Here is a 19939-nt window from a genome sequence, read left to right as displayed (position 1 = left end):
ACTCTTTGGGTTTTGCGAAGTGGTCCGGCCTGCCGGCGCCGCGCGAGAAGTTGAAGCCGACAAGCTTCGAGACTTTGAAATCGCAAGACAAATCGCAAACCTGCCCACTACAAGGTGTTGCGCCTTCCTCTATAGCCCGTTCAGCACGGGGCAGGCAAGGCGCAAAACGGGCGGGATTTTAGACCCAACCTTCGGAGTTACTGTATGTCCGTCACCATGCGCGAAATGCTGGAAGCCGGTGTCCATTTCGGCCACCAAACCCGCTTCTGGAACCCCAAGATGGCCCCGTTCATCTTCGGCCATCGCAACAAGATCCACATCATCAACCTGGAAAAATCGCTGCCGATGTTCCAGGACGCGGCCAAGTTCGCCAAGCAGCTGACGGCCAACCGCGGCACCATCCTGATGGTTGCCACCAAGCGCCAGGCCCGCGAGATCGTGGCCGAAGAAGCCCGCCGCGCCGGCGTGCCCTTCGTCGACCAGCGTTGGCTGGGCGGCATGCTGACGAACTTCAAGACCGTCAAGACCTCGCTCAAGCGCCTGAAGGACATGAAGGCCCAGCAAGAAGGCGGCCTCGACAGCATGAGCAAGAAGGAACAGCTCATGTTCGCCCGCGAGATGGCCAAGCTGGAGAAGGACATCGGCGGCATCCAGGAAATGGGTGCGCTGCCCGACGCGATCTTCGTGATCGACGTGGGCTTCCACAAGATCGCCGTGGCCGAGGCCAAGAAGCTGGGCATTCCGCTGATCGGCGTGGTCGACACCAACCACTCGCCCCAGGGCATCGACTACGTGATCCCCGGCAACGATGACTCGGCCAAGGCCGTGGCGCTGTATGCCCGTGGCATCGCCGATGCGATCATCGAAGGCCGCAACAGCGCTGGCGCCGAAGTGGTCAAGGCCGTGGCCGGTGAGAGCGACGACGAATTCGTCGAGGTCAACGAGGCCGCCTGAGCCCGACCCGCGCGCGGCATCCCGCGCGATCAAAGTGGGGCTGCATGGCCCCCTTTTTTTTAGTTTCTTGAATTCGAGATGGAGATCTGAACATGGCTGCTATCACCGCAAGCATGGTTGCTGAACTGCGCGGCAAGACCGACGCACCGATGATGGAATGCAAGAAGGCGCTGACCGAAGCCGGCGGCGACATGGCCAAGGCCGAAGAGCTGTTGCGCGTCAAGCTGGGCAGCAAGGCCGGCAAGGCCGCTTCGCGCGTGACCGCCGAAGGCGTGGTCGCCAGCGCGATCCAGGGCAATGTCGGCGCGCTGATCGAAGTGAACTGCGAAACCGACTTCGTGACCAAGAACGACAGCTTCCTGGCGCTGACGCAGGCCGCTGCCAACCTGATCGCCCAGCATAACCCCGCGGACATCGCGGCCCTGGGTGCGCTGGCCTACGAGCAGGACGGCTTCGGCCCCACGCTGGAAGACGTGCGCAAGGGCCTGATCGGCAAGATCGGCGAGAACATGAGCTTCCGCCGCTTCAAGCGCTACGCCGATGGCGGCAAGATCGCCGGCTACCTGCACGGCACGCGCATTGGCGTGCTGGTCGAGTACGAAGGCAACGAGGCAGCCGCCAAGGATGTCGCCATGCACGTGGCCGCCATGAAGCCAGTGTCGTTGTCGTCGGCCGAAGTGCCGGCCGAACTGGTCGAGAAGGAGCGTTCCGTCGCCGCGGCCAAGGCCGAGGAAGACAAGAAGGCCGCCGAAGCTGCCGGCAAGCCCGTGCAGTCCGCCGACATCGTGGCCAAGCGCATCGAAGGCGGCGTGCAGAAATTCCTGAAGGAAGTCTCGCTGTACAACCAGCCCTTCGTGAAGAACGACAAGCAGACCGTCGAGCAAATGCTCAAGGCCGGCGAGACGCAGGTCAAGTCGTTCACGCTGTACGTGGTCGGCGAAGGCATCGAGAAGAAGGTCGACGACTTCGCAGCCGAAGTGGCGGCGCAGGTCGCTGCGGCCAAGACCGGCGCCTGATGGCGCCATGCGGGTCCGGCGGCGGCTGAACTGTCGTCGGCCCGCGCTACCATTGCCCCCCATTTGCACCACCTGAAGGAATTGCCCATGCCCGATCTCGCGCCAGCCCACAAGCGCATCTTGTTGAAGCTGTCGGGAGAGGCCCTCATGGGTGACGATGCCTTCGGCATCAACCGTGCCACCATCGTGCGCATGGTCGAGGAGATCGCCGAGATCACGCGCCTGGGCGTCCAGGTGGCCGTGGTGATCGGCGGGGGGAACATCTTCCGCGGCGTGGCGGGCGGTTCGGTCGGCATGGACCGCGCCACGGCCGACTACATGGGCATGCTGGCCACGGTCATGAATTCGCTGGCCCTGGCCGACACCATGGACAAGGCCGGCCTCATCGCTCGCGTGATGTCGGCCATCGCCATCGAGCAGGTGGTCGAGCCCTATGTGCGCCCCAAGGCCTTGCAGTACCTCGAAGAGGGCAAGGTCGTGATCTTCGCTGCAGGCACCGGAAACCCGTTCTTCACCACCGATACGGCGGCAGCGCTGCGCGGCGCCGAGATCGGTGCCGAGCTGGTACTCAAGGCGACCAAGGTGGACGGCGTGTACACCGCGGATCCGAAGAAGGACCCGACGGCCACGCGCTACAGCAGGATTTCGTTCGACGAGGCGATCTCGCAGAATCTGGGAATCATGGACGCCACCGCGTTCGCGCTGTGCCGCGACCAGAAACTGCCGATCAAGGTGTTCTCGATCTTCAAGCATGGCGCGCTCAAGCGTGTGGTGCTGGGCGAGGACGAGGGCACCCTGGTCTACGCCTGAGGTTGGCAGGGCGGCGCGGTGCGCCGCCGGCCAGACCCGCAAGAAGCCGGAGAGAGCATGACGATTGCAGACATCAAGAGCGCGGCCGACAGCCGCATGGACCAGTCCCTGGCCTCGCTGAAGAACGCGCTGGCGCGCGTGCGCACGGGCCGCGCCAACCCGGCGCTGCTGGACGTGGTGCAGGTCGACTACTACGGCTCCATGGTGCCGATCAGCCAGGTGGCCAACGTGTCGCTGCTGGACGCGCGCACCATCAGCGTGCAGCCCTGGGAAAAGGGCATGGGCGCCAAGATCGAGAAGGCCATCCGTGAGAGCGACCTGGGTCTGAACCCCGCGTCCATGGGCGAGCTGATCCGCGTGCCGATGCCCATGATGACCGAGGAGCGCCGCAAGGAGCTGACCAAGGTCGTGCGCGGCGAAGGCGAGAACGCCAAGGTCGCGATCCGCAACCTGCGCCGCGATGCCAACGAAGCGGTCAAGAAGCTGGTCAAGGACAAGCTGGCCTCCGAGGACGAACAAAAGCGCGCCGAGGCCGACATCCAGAAGGTCACCGACAAGCACATCGCCGAGGTCGAGCACATCGTTGCGGCCAAGGAACAGGATCTCCTGGCGGTCTGATGCGCATGCTGCGTCGCCGTCAACAGGGAATGCGCGCGTGAGCGCAGCGCAGCGCCACGCCGAGCCAGCGCGCTCGCGCTGGGTGGAACGGGCCGCAGGCCGAAGGGTGCACCAGTGAGCGTCGTGCCGCACCACATCGCCATCGTCATGGACGGCAACGGCCGTTGGGCGACCCGCCGTTTCCTGCCGCGCGTGGCCGGTCACCGCCAGGGCGTCGAATCCCTGCGCCGTTGCGTGCAGGCCTGCCTCGACCGCGGCGTGCGCGTGCTGACCGTGTTCGCGTTCTCGTCCGAGAACTGGGACCGGCCGCAGGACGAAGTGTCCGGCCTGATGTCGCTGATGGTCAGCGTGCTGTCCAAGGAAGTGAAACCGCTCAAGGCCAATGGGGTGCAGCTGCGTTTCGTCGGCGCGCTGCACGCGCTGTCGGACAAGGTGCGAGCCGGCCTGGAGCAGGCCGAACGCGAGACCGTGGGCAACCAGCGCCTGGTGCTGAACATCTGCTTCAACTACGGTGGCCGCTGGGACATCGCGCAAGCGGCGCAGCGGCTGGCCGCCGCCGGGCAGCCGATCACCGAGGCCAGCCTGAGCGGTGCCATGGCATTGGCCCATGTGCCCGACCCGGATCTCGTCATCCGCACGGGCGGCGAGTTCCGCATCAGCAATTTCCTGCTGTGGCAGTCGGCCTATTCGGAGTTCGTGTTCAGCGACAAGCTGTGGCCCGAGTTCGATCCCGCGGCACTGGACGAAGCCATTGGGGCCTATGGCCGGCGCGAGCGCCGCTTCGGGAAGACTTCCGAGCAAGTCGTCGCCAACCAGGCCGCCTGAGCCTGCGCCATGCTGCGCACGCGCATCATCACCGCCCTGGTCCTGCTGGCCGTTCTGCTGCCGGCGCTGTTCTACGCCAACCCCACGCCGTTCGGGATCGTCGCCCTCGTGCTGATCGCTGCGGCGGCTTGGGAGTGGGGCCGACTCAACCAGGTGGGCCAGGCGGGCGCCTGCGTGCTGGCGCTGGCGGCAGCCAGCCTGTGCGCTGCGATGTGGCAGGCGGGCTGGCTGGTCAGGCCTTCGCTCACGCTGTGGGCCTTGGCTGGCGGTGCCTGGGTTCTGGTGGCGGTGCTGCTGATCCGTGGCGGCGTGCCCGGCTGGGCGCCGATTCCACGCTGGTTGCGCATCGTCGGCGGCCTGCTGGCGCTGTGTCTGGCCTGGCTGGCGGTGGTGCAGGCGCGTGTGATCGGCATCGGTTTCCTGCTGTCGGTGCTCACGCTGGTCTGGATGGCCGACATCGGCGCCTATGCCGCAGGCCGCAGTTTCGGGCGCCGCAAGCTGGCGCCGGCCATCAGTCCTGGCAAGAGCTGGGAGGGCGTCTACGGCGGAGCCGTCGGCGTGCTGCTGCTGGCGGCGGGCTGGGTCCTCGTGGATGGGCCATCGGGCAACAACCTGTTCAGCCGGCTCTGGGTCGGCATGCCCTGGTTGACACCCCTGGCCGTTCTGTTCCTGTGCGCCATGAGCGTGGTCGGTGACCTGGTCGAGTCGTTGATCAAGCGCAGCGCCGGCGTCAAGGACAGCAGCAAGCTGCTGCCGGGCCATGGCGGTGTGCTCGACCGCGTCGATGCACTGCTGCCGACCCTGCCCCTGGCGATGATGTTGTATTGCGTCGTGGCATGAAGCAGCGGTTGAGCATTCTGGGCTCCACGGGTTCCGTGGGCGCCAACACGCTGGACGTGGTGGCCCGCCATCCGGACCGTTTCGAGGTGCTGGCGCTGACCGCAGCGACCCAGGTCGACGCGATGCTGCAGCAGTGCGCGCAGTTCCGGCCGCGCTTTGCCGTGATGGCCGATGCCGATGCGGCGCGCAGGCTGCGCGAGCGCATCCATGCCGAGGGCCTGCCGGTCGAGGTGATGGCCGGTGCCGATGCCATTGCCCAGGTTGCCGCACATCCCGACGTGCACGCCGTGATGGCCGCCATCGTCGGCGCCGCCGGCCTGGCGCCTTGCCTCGCGGCGGCGCGTGCCGGCAAGCGCCTGCTGCTGGCCAACAAGGAAGCGCTGGTCGTGGGCGGCCAGGTGTTCCTGGACGCTGTGCAGGCCGGCGGTGCGCTGCTGCTGCCGATCGACAGCGAGCACTCGGCCGTGTTCCAGTCGCTGCCCGAAGATCCCGCCACCTGGAGCCGGCGCATCGAGAAGATCATGCTGACCTCGTCGGGCGGGCCGTTCCGCACGCGCGATCCGGCCACGCTGCGCGACGTGACGCCCGAGCAGGCCTGCGCGCACCCGAACTTCGCCATGGGCCGCAAGATCTCGGTCGATTCGGCCACCATGATGAACAAGGGGCTGGAGGTCATCGAGGCCAAGTACCTTTTCGGCGTGACGCCGGAACAGATCGAGGTCGTGATCCACCCGCAGCAGATCATCCACTCGATGGTGCAGTTCCACGACGCCTCGGTCATGGCCCAGCTGGGCACGCCCGACATGCGCGTGCCGATCGCGTACGGCCTGTCCTGGCCAGAGCGCATTGAGAGCGGCACCCCGCGGCTGGACTTCGCGCGCATCGCGGCCATGACCTTCGAGGTGCCCGACCTCGCGCGGTTTCCGTGCCTGGCGCTGGCCTGGGCGGCGCTGCGCGCGCCGTCAGGCACCTGTGCGGTCCTGAATGCGGCCAACGAAGTGGCGGTGGCGGCGTTCCTGGACCGCCGCATCAGCTTCGACCAGATCCACCAGCTGAACCATGCAACTTTGGAGGGCGTGACCCCCTCCAACCCCGGGTCGCTGGCAGACCTGCTGGCGCTCGATGCGCTGGCGCGCGAACACGCGCACCGGCACATTGCCCGGCTTTGAAAGGATCCCCATGCTGACCGTCGTGGCGTTCGTCGTCGCCCTGGGCCTGTTGATCGCGGTCCACGAGTACGGCCACTACCGCGTGGCGGTGGCCTGCGGCGTCAAGGTCGAGCGCTTTGCGATCGGCTTCGGCAAGGTGCTGTTGCGCTGGCAGCCGAAGGGATCGCCGACCGAGTTCGTCATCGGCGCGTTCCCGCTGGGTGGCTACGTCAAGATGCTGGACGAGCGCGAGGGGGCGGTCGATCCCGCCGAGCGCCACCGCGCGTTCAACACCCAGACCGTGGGCAAGCGGGCCGCCATCGTTGCCGCAGGGCCGGCAGCCAACCTGTTGCTGGCCGTGCTGCTGTATGCGCTGGTGAACTGGAGCGGCGTGCAGGAGCCCCAGGCCGTGCTTGCCAGCCCGGTGCCGGCCTCCATCGCCGAGCAGGCGGGCGTGCGCGGCGGTGAACGTGTGGTGCGTGGTGCCTGGGATGGCGAAAAGCTGCAGCCGCTGCGTTCGTTCGAGGAACTGCGTTGGCTGCTGACGCGCGGAGCGCTGGACGGGCACGACGTCCGGCTCGAGCTGGATGCGCAGGGGGCAACGCGCGAGCTGGTGCTGCCGCTGGCGCAGATGGGCGTGCGCGAGGCGGACGCGCAGCTGTTCCGGCGCATCGGCATCGCCTCGCCGTGGACCCAGCCCGTCATCGGCGAGGTCGTTCCGAACGGCGCCGCCGCGCATGCCGGCCTGCAGAGCGGCGACGTGGTGTTGGCCATCGGCAGCACGCCCATCGTCGACGGCCCCCAGTTGCGCGAGACCATCCGCGCATCTGTGCGTGGCGAAGAGCCGCTCACGCAGCGCTGGCGGATCGAACGCGCAGGCCAGCGCCAGGACATCGAGGTGACGCCGCAGGCGCTGCGCGAGGGCGATGCCTGGATCGGCCGCGTCGGCGCCATGGTCGGTGCACCGCCGGCCATGGTCACGGTGCGCCATGGCCCGCTGGATGGGCTGTGGAAAGGTGCCGTGCGGACCTGGGAGGTTTCCGCGCTCACGCTGCGCATGATGGGCCGCATGGTGATCGGCGAAGCCTCGCTCAAGAACCTGAGCGGGCCGCTGACGATTGCCGACTACGCAGGCAAGTCGGCCAGCCTCGGACTCACCCAATACCTCGTGTTCCTGGCCCTGATCAGTGTGAGCCTGGGCGTGCTCAACCTGCTGCCTCTACCGGTCCTCGATGGGGGGCACCTGATGTATTATCTTTGGGAGGCCGTGACCGGCAAAGGCGTGTCGGACGCTTGGATGGAACGCATGCAGCGCACCGGGGTCGCCTTGCTCCTCGTGATGATGTCCATCGCCTTGTTCAACGACGTGACACGAATCTTCGGCTGACCCGGCATCGCGGTCGGCCGCACGGCCCGGCCAGCGCCGTCGGCTCTCTTTCTTATCCATGAAACATTCCATGCATCGCTTTCGCACGCGCGCACTGACCACGGCCTTGGGCCTGTTGTTGGTGGCCAACCAGGCCTGGGCGGTCGACCCGTTCAAGGTGCGTGACATCCGTATCGAAGGCTTGCAACGCGTGGAGCCCGGCACCGTGTTCGCTTCGTTGCCGCTGCGGGTGGGCGACACCTATTCGGACGAGATGGGGGCTTCGGCGATCCGCGCCCTGTTCGGGCTGGGCCTGTTCACCGACATCCGGATCGAGGTCAGCGGCGACGTGCTCGTGGTGGTGGTCGAGGAGCGCCCCACGGTGGCCGACGTCACCTTCGCCGGCACCAAGGAATTCGAGCAGGACGCCTTGAAGAAGGCGCTGCGCGACATCGGCCTGACCGAAGGCCGCCCGTTCGACAAGGCGCTGGCCGACCGTGCCGAGCAGGAACTCAAGCGGCAATACATCAACCGCAGCCTGTATGGCGCGCAGGTCGTCACCACGGTCACGCCGATCGAACGCAACCGCGTGAACCTGACCTTCACCGTGACCGAGGGTGAGCCGGCCAAGATCAAGGAAATCCGTATCGTTGGCAACAAGGCCTTCAGCGAGTCCACGCTGCGCGGCCTGTTCGAATTGGACACCGGCGGCTGGCTCAGCTGGTACACCAAGTCCGACCGTTACTCGCGCGCCAAGCTCAATGCCGACATCGAGACGCTGCGCTCGTACTACCTGTCGCGCGGCTACCTGGAATTCCAGGTCGAGTCGACCCAGGTGGCGATCTCGCCCGACAAGGAAGACATCGCCATCGTGCTGAACATCACCGAGGGCGAGCGCTACGTGGTGTCCAGCGTGAAGCTCGAGGGCAACTACCTGGGCCGCGACGACGAGTTCAAGTCCTTGATCACGATCCGCCCCGGCGAAGCCTACAACGCCGACCGCGTGGCCGAGACCACCAAGGCGTTCCGCGACAACTTCGGCAACTACGGCTTCGCGTTCGCCAATGTGGAGGCGCGGCCCGACATCGATCGCACCAACAACAGCGTGGCGCTGCTGCTGACGGCCGAGCCATCGCGGCGCGCATACGTGCGCCGCGTCAACGTGGTCGGCAACACGCGCACGCGCGACGAAGTCATCCGCCGCGAGTTCCGCCAGTTCGAATCGTCCTGGTACGACGGCAACAAGATCCGCCTGTCGCGCGACCGTGTGGACCGGCTCGGCTATTTCACCGAAGTCAACATGGAGACGCTGGAAGTGCCCGGCGTGCCCGACCAGGTCGACCTGCAGGTCACCGTGGCCGAGAAGCCCACCGGCAGCCTGCAGCTGGGGGCGGGCTTCTCCAGCGCGGAAAAGCTGGCGCTCTCGTTCGGCATCAAGCAGGAGAACGCATTCGGTTCCGGCAACTACCTGGGCCTGGACATCAACACCAGCAAGTACAACCGCGCCATCGTGCTGAACACGGTCGACCCGTACTTCACGACCGATGGGGTGTCGCTGTCCATGGACCTGTTCCACCGCAACTCGCGGCCCTACAACGACCAGGGCGGCAACTACCAGCTCGAAACCACGGGCGCGGGCCTGCGTTTCGGCGTGCCGTTCAGCGAGGTCGACACGGTGTACTTCGGCGGCACGGTGGAGCGCACGACCATCAAGCCGGGCACCAATATCCCGGCCGCCTACCTGGCCTACGCCGACAAGTTCGGCTACACCAGTTACTCGTTCCCGCTGTCCGTGGGCTGGGCGCGTGACAGCCGTGACAGCACGCTGGTGCCGACCACCGGCACCTTGAACAAGGTCAATGCCGAGATCGGCCTGTTCGGTGACACGCGCTACGTGCGCAGCAGCTACCAATACCAGCAGTTCATCGCCTTGAACAAGCAGTACACGCTGGCATTCAACGGCGAGCTCGGCTACGGCAAGGGCTTGTCGGGGCGGGCGTTCCCGGTGTTCAAGAACTTCTATTCCGGCGGCCTGGGATCGGTGCGTGGCTTCGAGCAGGGCACGCTGGGCCCGCGCGACGTGACCGGTTCCGTCATCGGCGGCAGCAAGAAGGTCACGCTGAACGCCGAGATCCTGACGCCGTTCCCCGGTGCCGGCAACGACCGCACGCTGCGCATGTATGGCTTCGTCGACGTCGGCAACGTGTACGGCGAGGACGAAAAATTCGAACTCAGCGACATGCGCGCTTCCGTAGGCGTGGGTGTGAGCTGGATTTCCCCTGTCGGTCCGCTGCGCTTGGCCATCGCCAATCCGGTGCGCAAGTTTGCGGGCGATAGAATTCAGAAACTGCAATTCCAGATAGGTACGTCGTTTTGATGAAGACTTTTTTGCGTCCGTTCGGAGCCGCCCTGGTGCTGGGGCTGGCTGCCCTGGTGGCCCATGCGCAGGCTGAAGAGTTCCGGATCGGGTTCGTCAACATCGACCGCTTGCTGCGCGAGGCCAATCCTGCGAAGGTCGGCCAGGGCAAGCTCGAGGCCGAGTTCTCCAAGCGCGAGAAGGACCTGATGGATGCCGGCAACGTGCTCAAGGCCGCGTCCGAGAAGTTCGAGCGCGAGGCACCGACGCTGGCCGAAAGCCAGCGCACCGCACGCCAGCGGCAATTGGTGGACCAGGACCGCGATTTCCAGCGCAAGCGCCGTGAGTTCCAGGAAGACCTGAACCTGCGCAAGAACGAAGAGCTGCAGCAGGTCATCGACAAGGCCAACCGCATCATCAAGCAGGTCGCAGAGACCGAGAAGTACGACGCCATCCTGCAGGAGGCCGCGTACATCAATCCCAAGCACGACATCACCGACAAAGTCATCAAGGCTTTGAACGCGGCGAATCCCGCGAAGTGAGCGGGGCGCTGACCTGACGTGGCGCTCGCACTGGGTGGCATCGTCGATGCATTGGGCGGAGAGCTGCAGGGCGACCGTGCAGCGCAGGTCGAAGGACTGGCGCCGCTGGCGTCGGCCGGTCCCGGGCAGATCACGTTCCTGAGCAACGCCAAACTCGTGGCGCAGTTGGCGCCGAGCCAGGCCGCTTGCGTGATCGTTGCCCCGGCACTGCGCGAGCAGGCCCAGGCGCGCGGCGCCTGCATCGTCACCGAAGATCCCTACCTCTACTACGCGCGGCTGACGCAGCTCTGGAAGCACACCCAGATGCCGGCGCGGCCGGCCGGTGTGCATCCCAGCGCTTGCGTCGATCCCGAGGCTGAGGTCGATCCGACGGCCTGGATCGGCCCGCTCTGCGTGATCGAGCGCGGTGCGCACATCGGTGCGGGCACGGTGCTGACCTCGCGCGTGACCGTGGGCGAGCGCTGCAGCATCGGCGAGCGTTGCACCGTCCAGCCGGGTGCCGTGATCGGTGCCGACGGCTTCGGCTTCGCGCCGAACGCGGGCCGCTGGGAGAAGATCGAGCAGCTGGGCGCGGTGCGTATCGGCAACGATGTGGACATCGGCGCCAACACCTGCATCGACCGCGGCGCGCTGGGTGACACCGTGATCGAAGACGGCGTCAAGCTCGACAACCTGATCCAGATTGCGCACAACGTGCGCATCGGCAAGCATTCGGCCATCGCTGGCAGCGCCGCAATTGCCGGTAGCACCACGGTCGGCGAGCACTGCACCATCGGCGGCGCGGCCAAGATCACCGGCCACGCCACCATCGTCGACCACGTGCACATCGGCGGCGGCGCATCGGTCACGGGCAGCATCCGCAAGGCGGGTGCGTATGGCGGCGTGTACCCCCTGGACGAATTCGGCAAATGGGAGAAGTCCGCAGCGACGCTGCGCCAGCTGCCCAGCCTGCGCGAGCGCCTGCGTGCGCTGGAGCGCCGGCTCCCCGCCCGCGATGAATAGAAGAGACGACGACATGATGGACATCCACCAAATCCTCAAGAAGCTGCCGCACCGCTACCCCATCCTGCTGGTGGACCGCGTGCTGGCCATCGAGAAGGACAAGAGCATCAAGGCGCTCAAGAACGTCTCGATCAACGAACCGTATTTCGTCGGCCATTTCCCGAACCGTCCGGTCATGCCGGGCGTGCTGATGCTCGAGGCCATGGCGCAGGCTGCCGCGTTGCTGTCGTTCGCCAGCAGCGGCAAGGACCTGGACGACAACACGGTCTACTACTTCGCCGGCATCGATGCCGCGCGCTTCAAGCGTCCTGTGGAGCCGGGCGACCAGTTGATCCTGGATGTGGAGCTGCTGCGCCAGAAGGCCGGCATCTACAAGTTCAAGGGCACGGCCAGCGTGGGGGAAACCATCGCCTGCGAAGCCGAACTCATGTGCACCATGCGCAAGGTGGCCTGAGCGCGGGGAGCGGTCCATGGCCCATGTCCATCGCAGCGCCATCGTCGATCCGGCGGCCGAGCTCGACGACTCGGTCCGGGTCGGCGCGTTCAGCGTGGTCGGCCCGCACGTGCGCATCGGTGCGGGGACGGAAGTCGGCCCGCACTGCGTGATCGAGGGGCACACCACCATCGGGCGCGACAACCGGATCTTCCAGTTCGCATCGCTCGGCGCCGTGCCGCAGGACAAGAAGTACGCGGGCGAGCCGACCGAACTGGTGATCGGCGACCGCAACGTCGTCCGCGAGTTCTGCACCTTCAACCTCGGCACCGTGCAGGACGGCGGTGTCACGCGCATCGGCAGCGACAACTGGATCATGGCCTACGTGCACATCGCGCACGATTGCCAGGTCGGCAACCACGCCACCATGGCCAACAACGCCACGCTGGCGGGCCACGTGCAGGTGGGCGATCACGTCACAGTCGGCGGGCTGACGGGCGTGCTGCAGCGCATGCGCATCGGCGACCACGCCATGATCGGCTTCGCCAGCCATGTCAACAAGGATGTGCCGCCGTTCCTGGTGGTCGATGGCAATCCGCTGCAGGTGCGCGGCGTGAACCTGGTCGGCCTGCGCCGGCGCGATTTTTCCGCTGAACGCCAGACGGCTGTGCGCGAGATGCACAAGCTGCTCTACCGCCAGGGCAAGACGCTGGACGAAGCCATCGCCGGCATCGAGGCCCTGACCGTTGCCCACCCCGAGGCCGCTGGCGAGGTGGCGGGCATGCTGGGCTTTCTGCGCAGCTCCACCGTCGGCATCGCGCGCTAGCGATGGCTGCGGCTTCGGCGCGGCGCTGCGCGATGGTGGCCGGCGAGGCCTCCGGCGACCTGCTGGCGGGCCTTCTGCTCGACGGGCTGCGGGCCCGCTGGCCTGCACTGCAGTCCGTGGGCATCGGCGGCCACCAGATGCAGGCGCGTGGCTTCGAGGCCTGGTGGCCGAGCGAGACGCTGGCCGTGCGCGGCTACCTGGAGGTGGTGCCGCACCTGCGCCGCCTGTTGGCCATCCGGCGCGACCTGGGCGACCGCCTGCTGCGCGAGAGGCCCGAGATCTTCATCGGCATCGACGCACCCGATTTCAACTTCGGCCTGGAAGCGCGGCTGCGGACCGCCGGCATTCCCACGGTGCACTTCGTCAGCCCCTCGTTCTGGGCCTGGCGGGCCAGGAAGGTCGAGACGCTCAAGCGCAGCGCCGACCATGTGCTGTGCATTTTCCCGTTCGAACCCGAACTGCTGGCCGTGCATGGCGTGCCGGCCACCTATGTCGGCCATCCCCTGGCCAGCGTGATCCCGCTGGAGCCCGACCGCCTGGCCGCGCGTCGCCAGCTCGGGCTTGCAGCCGGTGCGGGCGTGGTCGCCGTGCTGCCGGGCAGCCGCCGCTCGGAAATCCAACAGATGGGGGCGCGCTTCTTCGCAGCGGCGGGCGTCTTGCTGCGCAGCCGGCCGACGTTGCAGTTCGTGGTGCCGGCCGTGCCGTCGCTGGAGGCCGAGATCCGGCGCCTGGCCGATGCAGCCGGGCTGGGCGCGCGCCTTCAGGTCGTGCGTGGCGCGTCGCACACCGTGCTGGCGGCCTGCGACGTGGCGTTGGTGGCCAGCGGCACGGCCACGCTGGAGACGGCGCTGTACAAGCGGCCCATGGTCATCGCGTACCACATGAACCGGCTGTCCTACTGGCTCATGCGCGGGCGCAACCTGCAGCCCTGGATCGGCCTGCCCAACATCCTGTGCCGCGACACCGTCGTGCCCGAATTGATCCAGGATGCAGCCACGCCAGCGGCGCTGGCAGCGGCGCTGGAGCGCTGGTTGCGCGCACGGGACGAATCCCCGGAGACAATCGCCGCCCTGGAACAACGGTTCATGGCGCTGCACCTGGAGCTGCGGCGCGACACGGCACAGTTGGCAAGTGATGCGATCGAAAAACTTCTTGCGCGCTGAGCAGCAGGTGCTCGGCTGGGTGGCGCCCGGATTGATGGCGGGCGTGGACGAGGCAGGCCGCGGCCCGTTGGCCGGCCCCGTGGTGGCGGCCGCCGTGATCCTGGACGAGCTGCGGCCGATCCAGGGCCTGGCCGATTCCAAGACGCTGACGGCGGCACGGCGCGAGCGCCTGTACGACGAGATCCGCGCCAAGGCGCTGTGCTGCGCCATCGGCGAGGCCTCGGTCGAGGAGATCGACCGCCTCAACATCCTGCAGGCCACGCTGCTCGCCATGCAGCGCGCCGTTCTGGGCCTGCGGCTCAAACCCGTGCGTGTGCTGGTGGACGGCAACCAGCTGCCCGTACTCGACGTGCTGGCCGAGGCCGTGGTCAAGGGCGATGCACTGGTGCCCGCCATCTCGGCCGCCTCCATCCTCGCCAAGGTGCACCGCGACCGCTGGTGCAGCGAGATCCATGTGCGGTTCCCGCAGTACGGCTTCGATGCCCACAAGGGGTATGGCACGGCAGCGCACCTGCAGGCACTGCGCCAGCACGGCGCCTGCGCGCTGCACCGCCAGTCCTTCGCGCCGGTGCGCGAGGCGGGGATCCGCGCGGAGTTGGTGGTCGGCCCATGAGCCTGCTGGAAATCCGCTCGCGCGAGAACCCGCAGTTCAAGGAGCTGCGGCGGTTGGCGCAGGAGAACGGCGCCTACCGCCGGCAGGGGCGCATCTGGATCGAGGGCGAACATCTGTGCCGTGCCGCCCTGGCACGCGGCTGGCAGCCCGCGCAGCTGGTGATGTCGGAGCAGGGCGAGGCACCAGCGGCCGCGCTGGGCCTGGACGCCGCCGTGCCGCGCCTGCTGCTGGCCGATGCGCTGTGGGGCCAGCTCAGCGCGCTGGGCTCGCCGGCAGGCTTTGCCTGTGTGCTGGCGCTGCCCGCCACGCCGGCGTTGGACACGCAGGCCGCCACCGTGGTGCTGGACCGCCTGCAGGATGCCGGCAATGTCGGCTCCATCCTGCGCAGCGCCGGCGCCTTCGGTTTCGGCCAGGTGCTGGCCGTGGCGGGCACGGCCGCGCTGTGGTCGCCCAAGGTGCTGCGCGCCGCCATGGGAGCGCACTTCGGCCTGCGCCTGATCGAGGCCGCCACGGAGGAGGACGTGGCCGCGCTGCGCGTGCCTCTCGTGGCCACGAGTTCGCACCAGGGCCAGTGGTTGCACGCGGCGCCGCCGCCCTATCCCTGCGCCTGGCTCATGGGCCACGAAGGGCAGGGCGTGTCGCCCGCGCTGCAGGCGCGCGCCAATCTGCACATCCGCATCGCCCAGCCGGGCGGCGAGGAGTCGCTGAACGTGGCTGCCGCAGCGGCCATCTGCCTGCACGCGAGCGCACCGCGGCCCTGAGCGCTTGTCTGGTGGCAGCCTGAAACCGAGGGTAAATCCCAGGTTCATGGCCCGTGACGGCGCCTCCGCCGGCAGGCGGAGCAGAGGCCCGCGCTACAATCGTGGGCTTTTTCGCAATCGCGTCGCCGGCCGCATCCACCGCCACACCCCCTTCGAGCAGCAGTCCAGGGAAGCACTCCAGGTGCTTGTCGAGGGCGCCGGGCGACCGTCACCATCCGGAGAACCCAGTGCTTTCATCCCTCCAGGGATCCTTCCCGCCCGCGATCCTGGCGCTAGCTGACGGCACGGTCTTTCTCGGCAACTCGATCGGCGCCACTGGCGCGACCGTCGGCGAAGTCGTGTTCAACACGTCCATCACCGGCTACCAGGAAATCCTGACCGATCCGAGCTACTGCCAGCAGATCGTCACGCTCACCTATCCGCACATCGGCAACTACGGCACCAATGCCGAAGACATCGAGGCCGACAAGATCCACGCCGCCGGCCTGATCATCAAGGATCTGCCGCTGCTGGAATCGAACTTCCGCAGCAACGCCAGCCTGAGCCAGTACCTGGTGGCCGGCAAGACCGTCGCCATTGCCAACATCGACACGCGCAAGCTCACACGCCACCTGCGCAGCCAGGGCGCGCAGAACGGCGCGATCGTGGCGCTGACCGCCGGCAGCGCCGTGACGCAACAGGACATCGACAACGCCATCGCCCAGGCCAAGGGCGCGCCGGCGATGTCGGGGCTGGACCTGGCCAAGGTGGTCTCGGTGCGCGAGACCTACCCCTGGACCGAGACCGAGTGGCAACTCGTGGGCCTCAATGGCAAGCCAGGCTACGGCGTGCAGATCACGCCCAAGTTCCACGTCGTCGCGTTCGACTACGGCGTCAAGAAGAACATCCTGCGCATGCTGGCGCAGCGCGGTGCGCGCATCACCGTGGTGCCGGCGCAGACGCCCGCTGCCGACGTGCTGAAGCTCAAGCCCGACGGCATCTTCCTGTCCAACGGCCCTGGCGACCCGGAGCCCTGCGACTACGCCATCGAGGCCACGCGCCAGCTGATCGAGACCGGCATCCCGACCTTCGGCATCTGCCTGGGCCACCAGATCCTGGCGCTGGCCTCGGGCGCCAAGACCTTCAAGATGAAGTTCGGCCACCACGGCGCCAACCACCCGGTGAAGGACCTGGACAACGGCCGCGTGTCGATCACCAGCCAGAACCACGGCTTCGCCGTCGACGAGAAGACGCTGCCCGCCAACCTGCGCCCCACGCACGTGAGCCTGTTCGACGGCACGCTGCAGGGCCTGGCCCGCACCGACAAGCCGGCTTTCTGCTTCCAGGGCCACCCGGAAGCCTCGCCCGGCCCGCACGACATCGGCTACCTCTTCGACCGTTTCACGGCACTCATCGAAAAACACAAGGCGGAGGCTGCGAATGCCTAAGCGCACAGACCTCAAGAGCATCCTCATCATCGGCGCCGGCCCCATCGTCATCGGGCAGGCCTGCGAATTCGACTACTCCGGCGTGCAGGCCTGCAAGGCGCTGCGCGAGGAGGGCTACAAGGTCATCCTGATCAACAGCAACCCCGCGACGATCATGACCGACCCGGCCACGGCCGACGTCACCTACATCGAGCCCATCACCTGGCAGACGGTCGAGAAGATCATCGCCAAGGAACGGCCCGACGCCATCCTGCCCACCATGGGCGGCCAGACCGCGCTGAACTGCGCGCTGGACCTGTGGCGCAACGGCGTGCTCGACAAGTACAAGGTCGAGCTGATCGGCGCCACGCCCGAGGCCATCGACAAGGCCGAGGACCGCCTGAAGTTCAAGGACGCGATGACCAAGATCGGCCTGGGCTCGGCCCGGTCGGGCATCGCGCACACCATGGACGAGGCCTGGGGCGTACAGAAGACCGTCGGCTTCCCCACTGTGATCCGCCCCAGCTTCACGCTGGGCGGCACCGGCGGCGGCATCGCCTACAACGCCGAGGAATTCGAGACCATCTGCAAGCGCGGCCTGGAGGCCTCGCCGACCAACGAGCTGCTGATCGAGGAATCGCTGCTGGGCTGGAAAGAGTATGAGATGGAGGTCGTGCGCGACAAGGCCGACAACTGCATCATCGTCTGCTCGATCGAGAACCTGGACCCGATGGGCGTGCACACGGGCGACTCCATCACGGTGGCCCCGGCGCAGACGCTGACCGACAAGGAATACCAGATCATGCGCAACGCCTCGCTGGCGGTGCTGCGCGAGATCGGCGTGGACACGGGCGGCTCCAACGTGCAGTTCTCGGTCAACCCGGCCGACGGCCGCATGATCGTGATCGAGATGAACCCGCGCGTGTCGCGTTCCTCGGCACTGGCCTCCAAGGCCACGGGCTTCCCGATCGCCAAGGTGGCGGCCAAGCTGGCCATCGGCTACACGCTGGACGAGCTGCGCAACGAGATCACCGGCGGCGCCACGCCCGCCAGCTTCGAGCCCAGCATCGACTACGTGGTGACCAAGATCCCGCGTTTCGCGTTCGAGAAGTTCCCGGCCGCCGACAGCCACCTGACCACGCAGATGAAGAGCGTGGGCGAGGTCATGGCCATGGGCCGCACCTTCCAGGAGAGCTTCCAGAAGGCGCTGCGCGGTCTGGAAGTCGGCGTGGACGGCATGAACCAGAAGACCCAGGACCGCGAGGTGCTCGAAGAGGAACTCGGCGAACCTGGCCCCGAGCGCATCTGGTACGTGGGCGATGCCTTCGCCTCCGGCTGGACGCTGGACGAGGTGCACGCGCTGACCAAGATCGACAAGTGGTTCCTGGTGCAGATCGAGGAGATCATCCGCATCGAGCTCGACCTGGACAAGCACACCGACGAGCACGGCGCCGCGGCGCTGTCCAAGGTCACGGCCGACGAGCTGCGCCTGCTCAAGAAGAAGGGCTTCTCCGACCGCCGCCTGGCCAAGCTGCTCAAGACCGACGAGAGCGCCGTGCGCGCCGCGCGGCATGCACAGAACGTGCGCCCCGTCTACAAGCGCGTGGACACCTGCGCGGCCGAGTTCTCGACCGATACCGCCTACATGTACTCGACCTATGAAGACGAGTGCGAGGCCGAGCCCACCGGCAAGAAGAAGATCATGGTGCTGGGCGGGGGCCCGAACCGCATCGGCCAGGGCATCGAGTTCGACTACTGCTGCGTGCACGCGGCACTTGCCATGCGCGAGGACGGCTACGAGACCATCATGGTCAACTGCAACCCCGAGACCGTGTCGACCGACTACGACACCTCGGACCGCTTGTACTTCGAGCCGCTGACGCTGGAAGACGTGCTGGAGATCGTCGACAAGGAAAAGCCGCTGGGCGTGATCGTGCAGTACGGCGGCCAGACGCCGCTCAAGCTCGCGCTGGGCCTGGAGGCTGCGGGCGTGCCCATCATCGGCACCTCGCCCGACATGATCGACGCGGCCGAAGACCGTGAGCGCTTCCAGAAGCTGCTGCACGACCTGGGCCTGCGCCAGCCGCCGAACGCCACCGCCCGCGCCGAGCCCGAGGCGCTGGAGAAGGCGGCCGCGCTGGGCTACCCGCTGGTGGTGCGCCCGAGCTACGTGCTGGGCGGCCGCGCCATGGAGATCGTGCACGAGCAGCGCGACCTGGAGCGCTACATGCGCGAGGCCGTCAAGGTCAGCAACGATTCCCCGGTGCTGCTGGACCGCTTCCTGAACGACGCCATCGAGTGCGATGTCGACGCCATCCGCGATGCCACGGGCCGCGTGTTCATCGGTGGCGTGATGGAGCACATCGAGCAGGCCGGCGTGCACAGCGGCGACTCGGCCTGTTCCTTGCCGCCGTACTACCTGCGCAAGGACACGGTGGACGAGCTCAAGCGCCAGACCGCCGCCATGGCCGAGGGGCTGAACGTGGTCGGCCTCATGAACGTGCAGTTCGCGATCCAGGAAAAAGAGGGCCAGGACGTGATCTACGTGCTGGAAGTCAACCCGCGCGCCAGCCGCACCGTGCCCTTCGTGTCCAAGGCCACCGGCATCCAGCTGGCCAAGGTCGCCGCGCGCTGCATGGCCGGCCAGTCGCTGGACGCCCAGGGCATCGGCGCGGAAGTCACGCCGCCTTACTTCAGCGTCAAGGAAGCCGTCTTCCCGTTCGTGAAGTTCCCGGGCGTGGACACCATCCTCGGCCCCGAAATGAAGTCCACGGGCGAGGTCATGGGCGTGGGCAAGACCTTCGGCGAGGCCTTCGTGAAGAGCCAGCTGGGCGCCGGCACCAAGCTGCCGCGTTCGGGCACCGCCTTCCTGACGGTCAAGAACAGCGACAAGCCGCGCGCCGTGGAAGTGGCGCGTGCGCTGGTGGCGCTGGGCTTCGACGTGGTCGCGACCAAGGGCACGGCGGCCGCCATCACCGCCGCCGGCATCGCCGTCAAGACCGTCAACAAGGTCACCGAAGGCCGGCCGCACGTGGTCGACATGATCAAGAACAACGAGATCGTGCTCGTGGTGAACACGGTGGAAGAGCGCCGCAACGCGATCACCGACAGCCGCGCCATCCGCACCTCGTCGCTGCTGGCCCGTGTGACCACGTTCACGACGATTGCCGGTGCCGAGGCCGCGGTCGAGGGCATGCGCTACCTGGACCAGCTCGACGTGATCTCGGTGCAGGAGATGCACGCGCAACTGGCCTGAGCCT

The 19939-nt window shown here is 67.2% G+C and carries 18 protein-coding genes; all 18 read left to right on the top strand.

Features of this window, described 5'->3' with window-relative positions; all coding sequences use genetic code 11:
- Nucleotides 1-204: 204 nt before the first annotated feature.
- The 18 genes from rpsB to carB all read left to right on the top strand — a co-directional run bounded on the left by rpsB (nt 205) and on the right by carB (nt 19935).
- Nucleotides 205-954 (top strand): 30S ribosomal protein S2, encoded by a 750-nt coding sequence (rpsB, locus tag ASF44_RS12565; protein WP_056899561.1) that lies wholly within the window; start codon nt 205-207, stop codon nt 952-954.
- A 92-nt stretch (nt 955-1046) separates the two neighbouring features.
- Nucleotides 1047-1970 carry a translation elongation factor Ts gene (tsf, locus tag ASF44_RS12560; RefSeq protein WP_056899560.1) on the top strand — a complete coding sequence of 308 codons (924 nt, stop codon included), beginning with the start codon at nt 1047-1049 and terminating at the stop codon, nt 1968-1970.
- 87 nt (nt 1971-2057) lie between these two features.
- Nucleotides 2058-2780, top strand: a complete 723-nt coding sequence (gene pyrH, locus ASF44_RS12555) for a UMP kinase (protein WP_056899559.1) — start codon at nt 2058-2060, stop codon at nt 2778-2780.
- A 57-nt stretch (nt 2781-2837) separates the two neighbouring features.
- A complete protein-coding gene (frr, locus tag ASF44_RS12550) occupies nt 2838-3398 on the top strand; it encodes a ribosome recycling factor (RefSeq protein ID WP_056899558.1) in 561 nt (186 codons plus the stop codon).
- 114 nt (nt 3399-3512) lie between these two features.
- Nucleotides 3513-4223: a polyprenyl diphosphate synthase gene (gene uppS, locus ASF44_RS12545; protein ID WP_255358198.1), complete on the top strand. Its 711-nt coding sequence runs from the start codon at nt 3513-3515 to the stop codon at nt 4221-4223.
- A 9-nt stretch (nt 4224-4232) separates the two neighbouring features.
- Nucleotides 4233-5063, top strand: a complete 831-nt coding sequence (locus ASF44_RS12540; protein WP_056899557.1) for a phosphatidate cytidylyltransferase — start codon at nt 4233-4235, stop codon at nt 5061-5063.
- Nucleotides 5060-6232 carry a 1-deoxy-D-xylulose-5-phosphate reductoisomerase gene (ispC, locus tag ASF44_RS12535; RefSeq protein WP_056899556.1) on the top strand — a complete coding sequence of 391 codons (1173 nt, stop codon included), beginning with the start codon at nt 5060-5062 and terminating at the stop codon, nt 6230-6232. Before ASF44_RS12540 ends, ispC begins: the two co-directional genes overlap by 4 nt.
- Nucleotides 6233-6242: 10 nt before the next feature.
- A complete protein-coding gene (gene rseP / locus ASF44_RS12530) occupies nt 6243-7598 on the top strand; it encodes an RIP metalloprotease RseP (protein ID WP_056899555.1) in 1356 nt (451 codons plus the stop codon).
- A gap of 70 nt (nt 7599-7668) precedes the next feature.
- On the top strand, nt 7669-9954 hold the full coding sequence (bamA, locus tag ASF44_RS12525; RefSeq protein WP_369820921.1) for an outer membrane protein assembly factor BamA: 2286 nt from the start codon (nt 7669-7671) through the stop codon (nt 9952-9954).
- Nucleotides 9954-10475 (top strand): OmpH family outer membrane protein, encoded by a 522-nt coding sequence (locus ASF44_RS12520; RefSeq protein ID WP_056899553.1) that lies wholly within the window; start codon nt 9954-9956, stop codon nt 10473-10475. The genes bamA and ASF44_RS12520 overlap by 1 nt, the downstream gene beginning before the upstream one ends.
- An 18-nt stretch (nt 10476-10493) precedes the next feature.
- On the top strand, nt 10494-11477 hold the full coding sequence (gene lpxD / locus ASF44_RS12515; protein ID WP_056899552.1) for a UDP-3-O-(3-hydroxymyristoyl)glucosamine N-acyltransferase: 984 nt from the start codon (nt 10494-10496) through the stop codon (nt 11475-11477).
- A 13-nt stretch (nt 11478-11490) separates the two neighbouring features.
- On the top strand, nt 11491-11931 hold the full coding sequence (gene fabZ, locus ASF44_RS12510; protein ID WP_056899551.1) for a 3-hydroxyacyl-ACP dehydratase FabZ: 441 nt from the start codon (nt 11491-11493) through the stop codon (nt 11929-11931).
- A 16-nt stretch (nt 11932-11947) separates the two neighbouring features.
- Nucleotides 11948-12736 (top strand): acyl-ACP--UDP-N-acetylglucosamine O-acyltransferase, encoded by a 789-nt coding sequence (gene lpxA, locus ASF44_RS12505; RefSeq protein ID WP_056899550.1) that lies wholly within the window; start codon nt 11948-11950, stop codon nt 12734-12736.
- A gap of 2 nt (nt 12737-12738) precedes the next feature.
- Nucleotides 12739-13899 (top strand): lipid-A-disaccharide synthase, encoded by a 1161-nt coding sequence (gene lpxB, locus ASF44_RS12500; RefSeq protein ID WP_235579206.1) that lies wholly within the window; start codon nt 12739-12741, stop codon nt 13897-13899.
- On the top strand, nt 13871-14512 hold the full coding sequence (rnhB, locus tag ASF44_RS12495; RefSeq protein WP_056899549.1) for a ribonuclease HII: 642 nt from the start codon (nt 13871-13873) through the stop codon (nt 14510-14512). Before lpxB ends, rnhB begins: the two co-directional genes overlap by 29 nt.
- Entirely contained in the window at nt 14509-15273 is a 765-nt protein-coding gene (locus ASF44_RS12490; protein ID WP_056899548.1) for an RNA methyltransferase, read from the top strand. The genes rnhB and ASF44_RS12490 overlap by 4 nt, the downstream gene beginning before the upstream one ends.
- Nucleotides 15274-15500: 227 nt before the next feature.
- Nucleotides 15501-16700, top strand: a complete 1200-nt coding sequence (carA, locus tag ASF44_RS12485; protein WP_056899547.1) for a glutamine-hydrolyzing carbamoyl-phosphate synthase small subunit — start codon at nt 15501-15503, stop codon at nt 16698-16700.
- Nucleotides 16693-19935: a carbamoyl-phosphate synthase large subunit gene (carB, locus tag ASF44_RS12480; protein ID WP_056899546.1), complete on the top strand. Its 3243-nt coding sequence runs from the start codon at nt 16693-16695 to the stop codon at nt 19933-19935. Before carA ends, carB begins: the two co-directional genes overlap by 8 nt.
- The last annotated feature ends 4 nt before the right edge of the window (nt 19936-19939 follow it).

The sequence above is a fragment of the Pseudorhodoferax sp. Leaf274 genome, from assembly GCF_001422445.1.
In the GTDB taxonomy this organism is placed as follows: Bacteria; Pseudomonadota; Gammaproteobacteria; order Burkholderiales; family Burkholderiaceae_C; genus Pseudorhodoferax.
The sequence above is the reverse complement of the archived record's forward strand: the minus strand, read 5'-3'. Positions and strand labels throughout refer to the sequence as shown.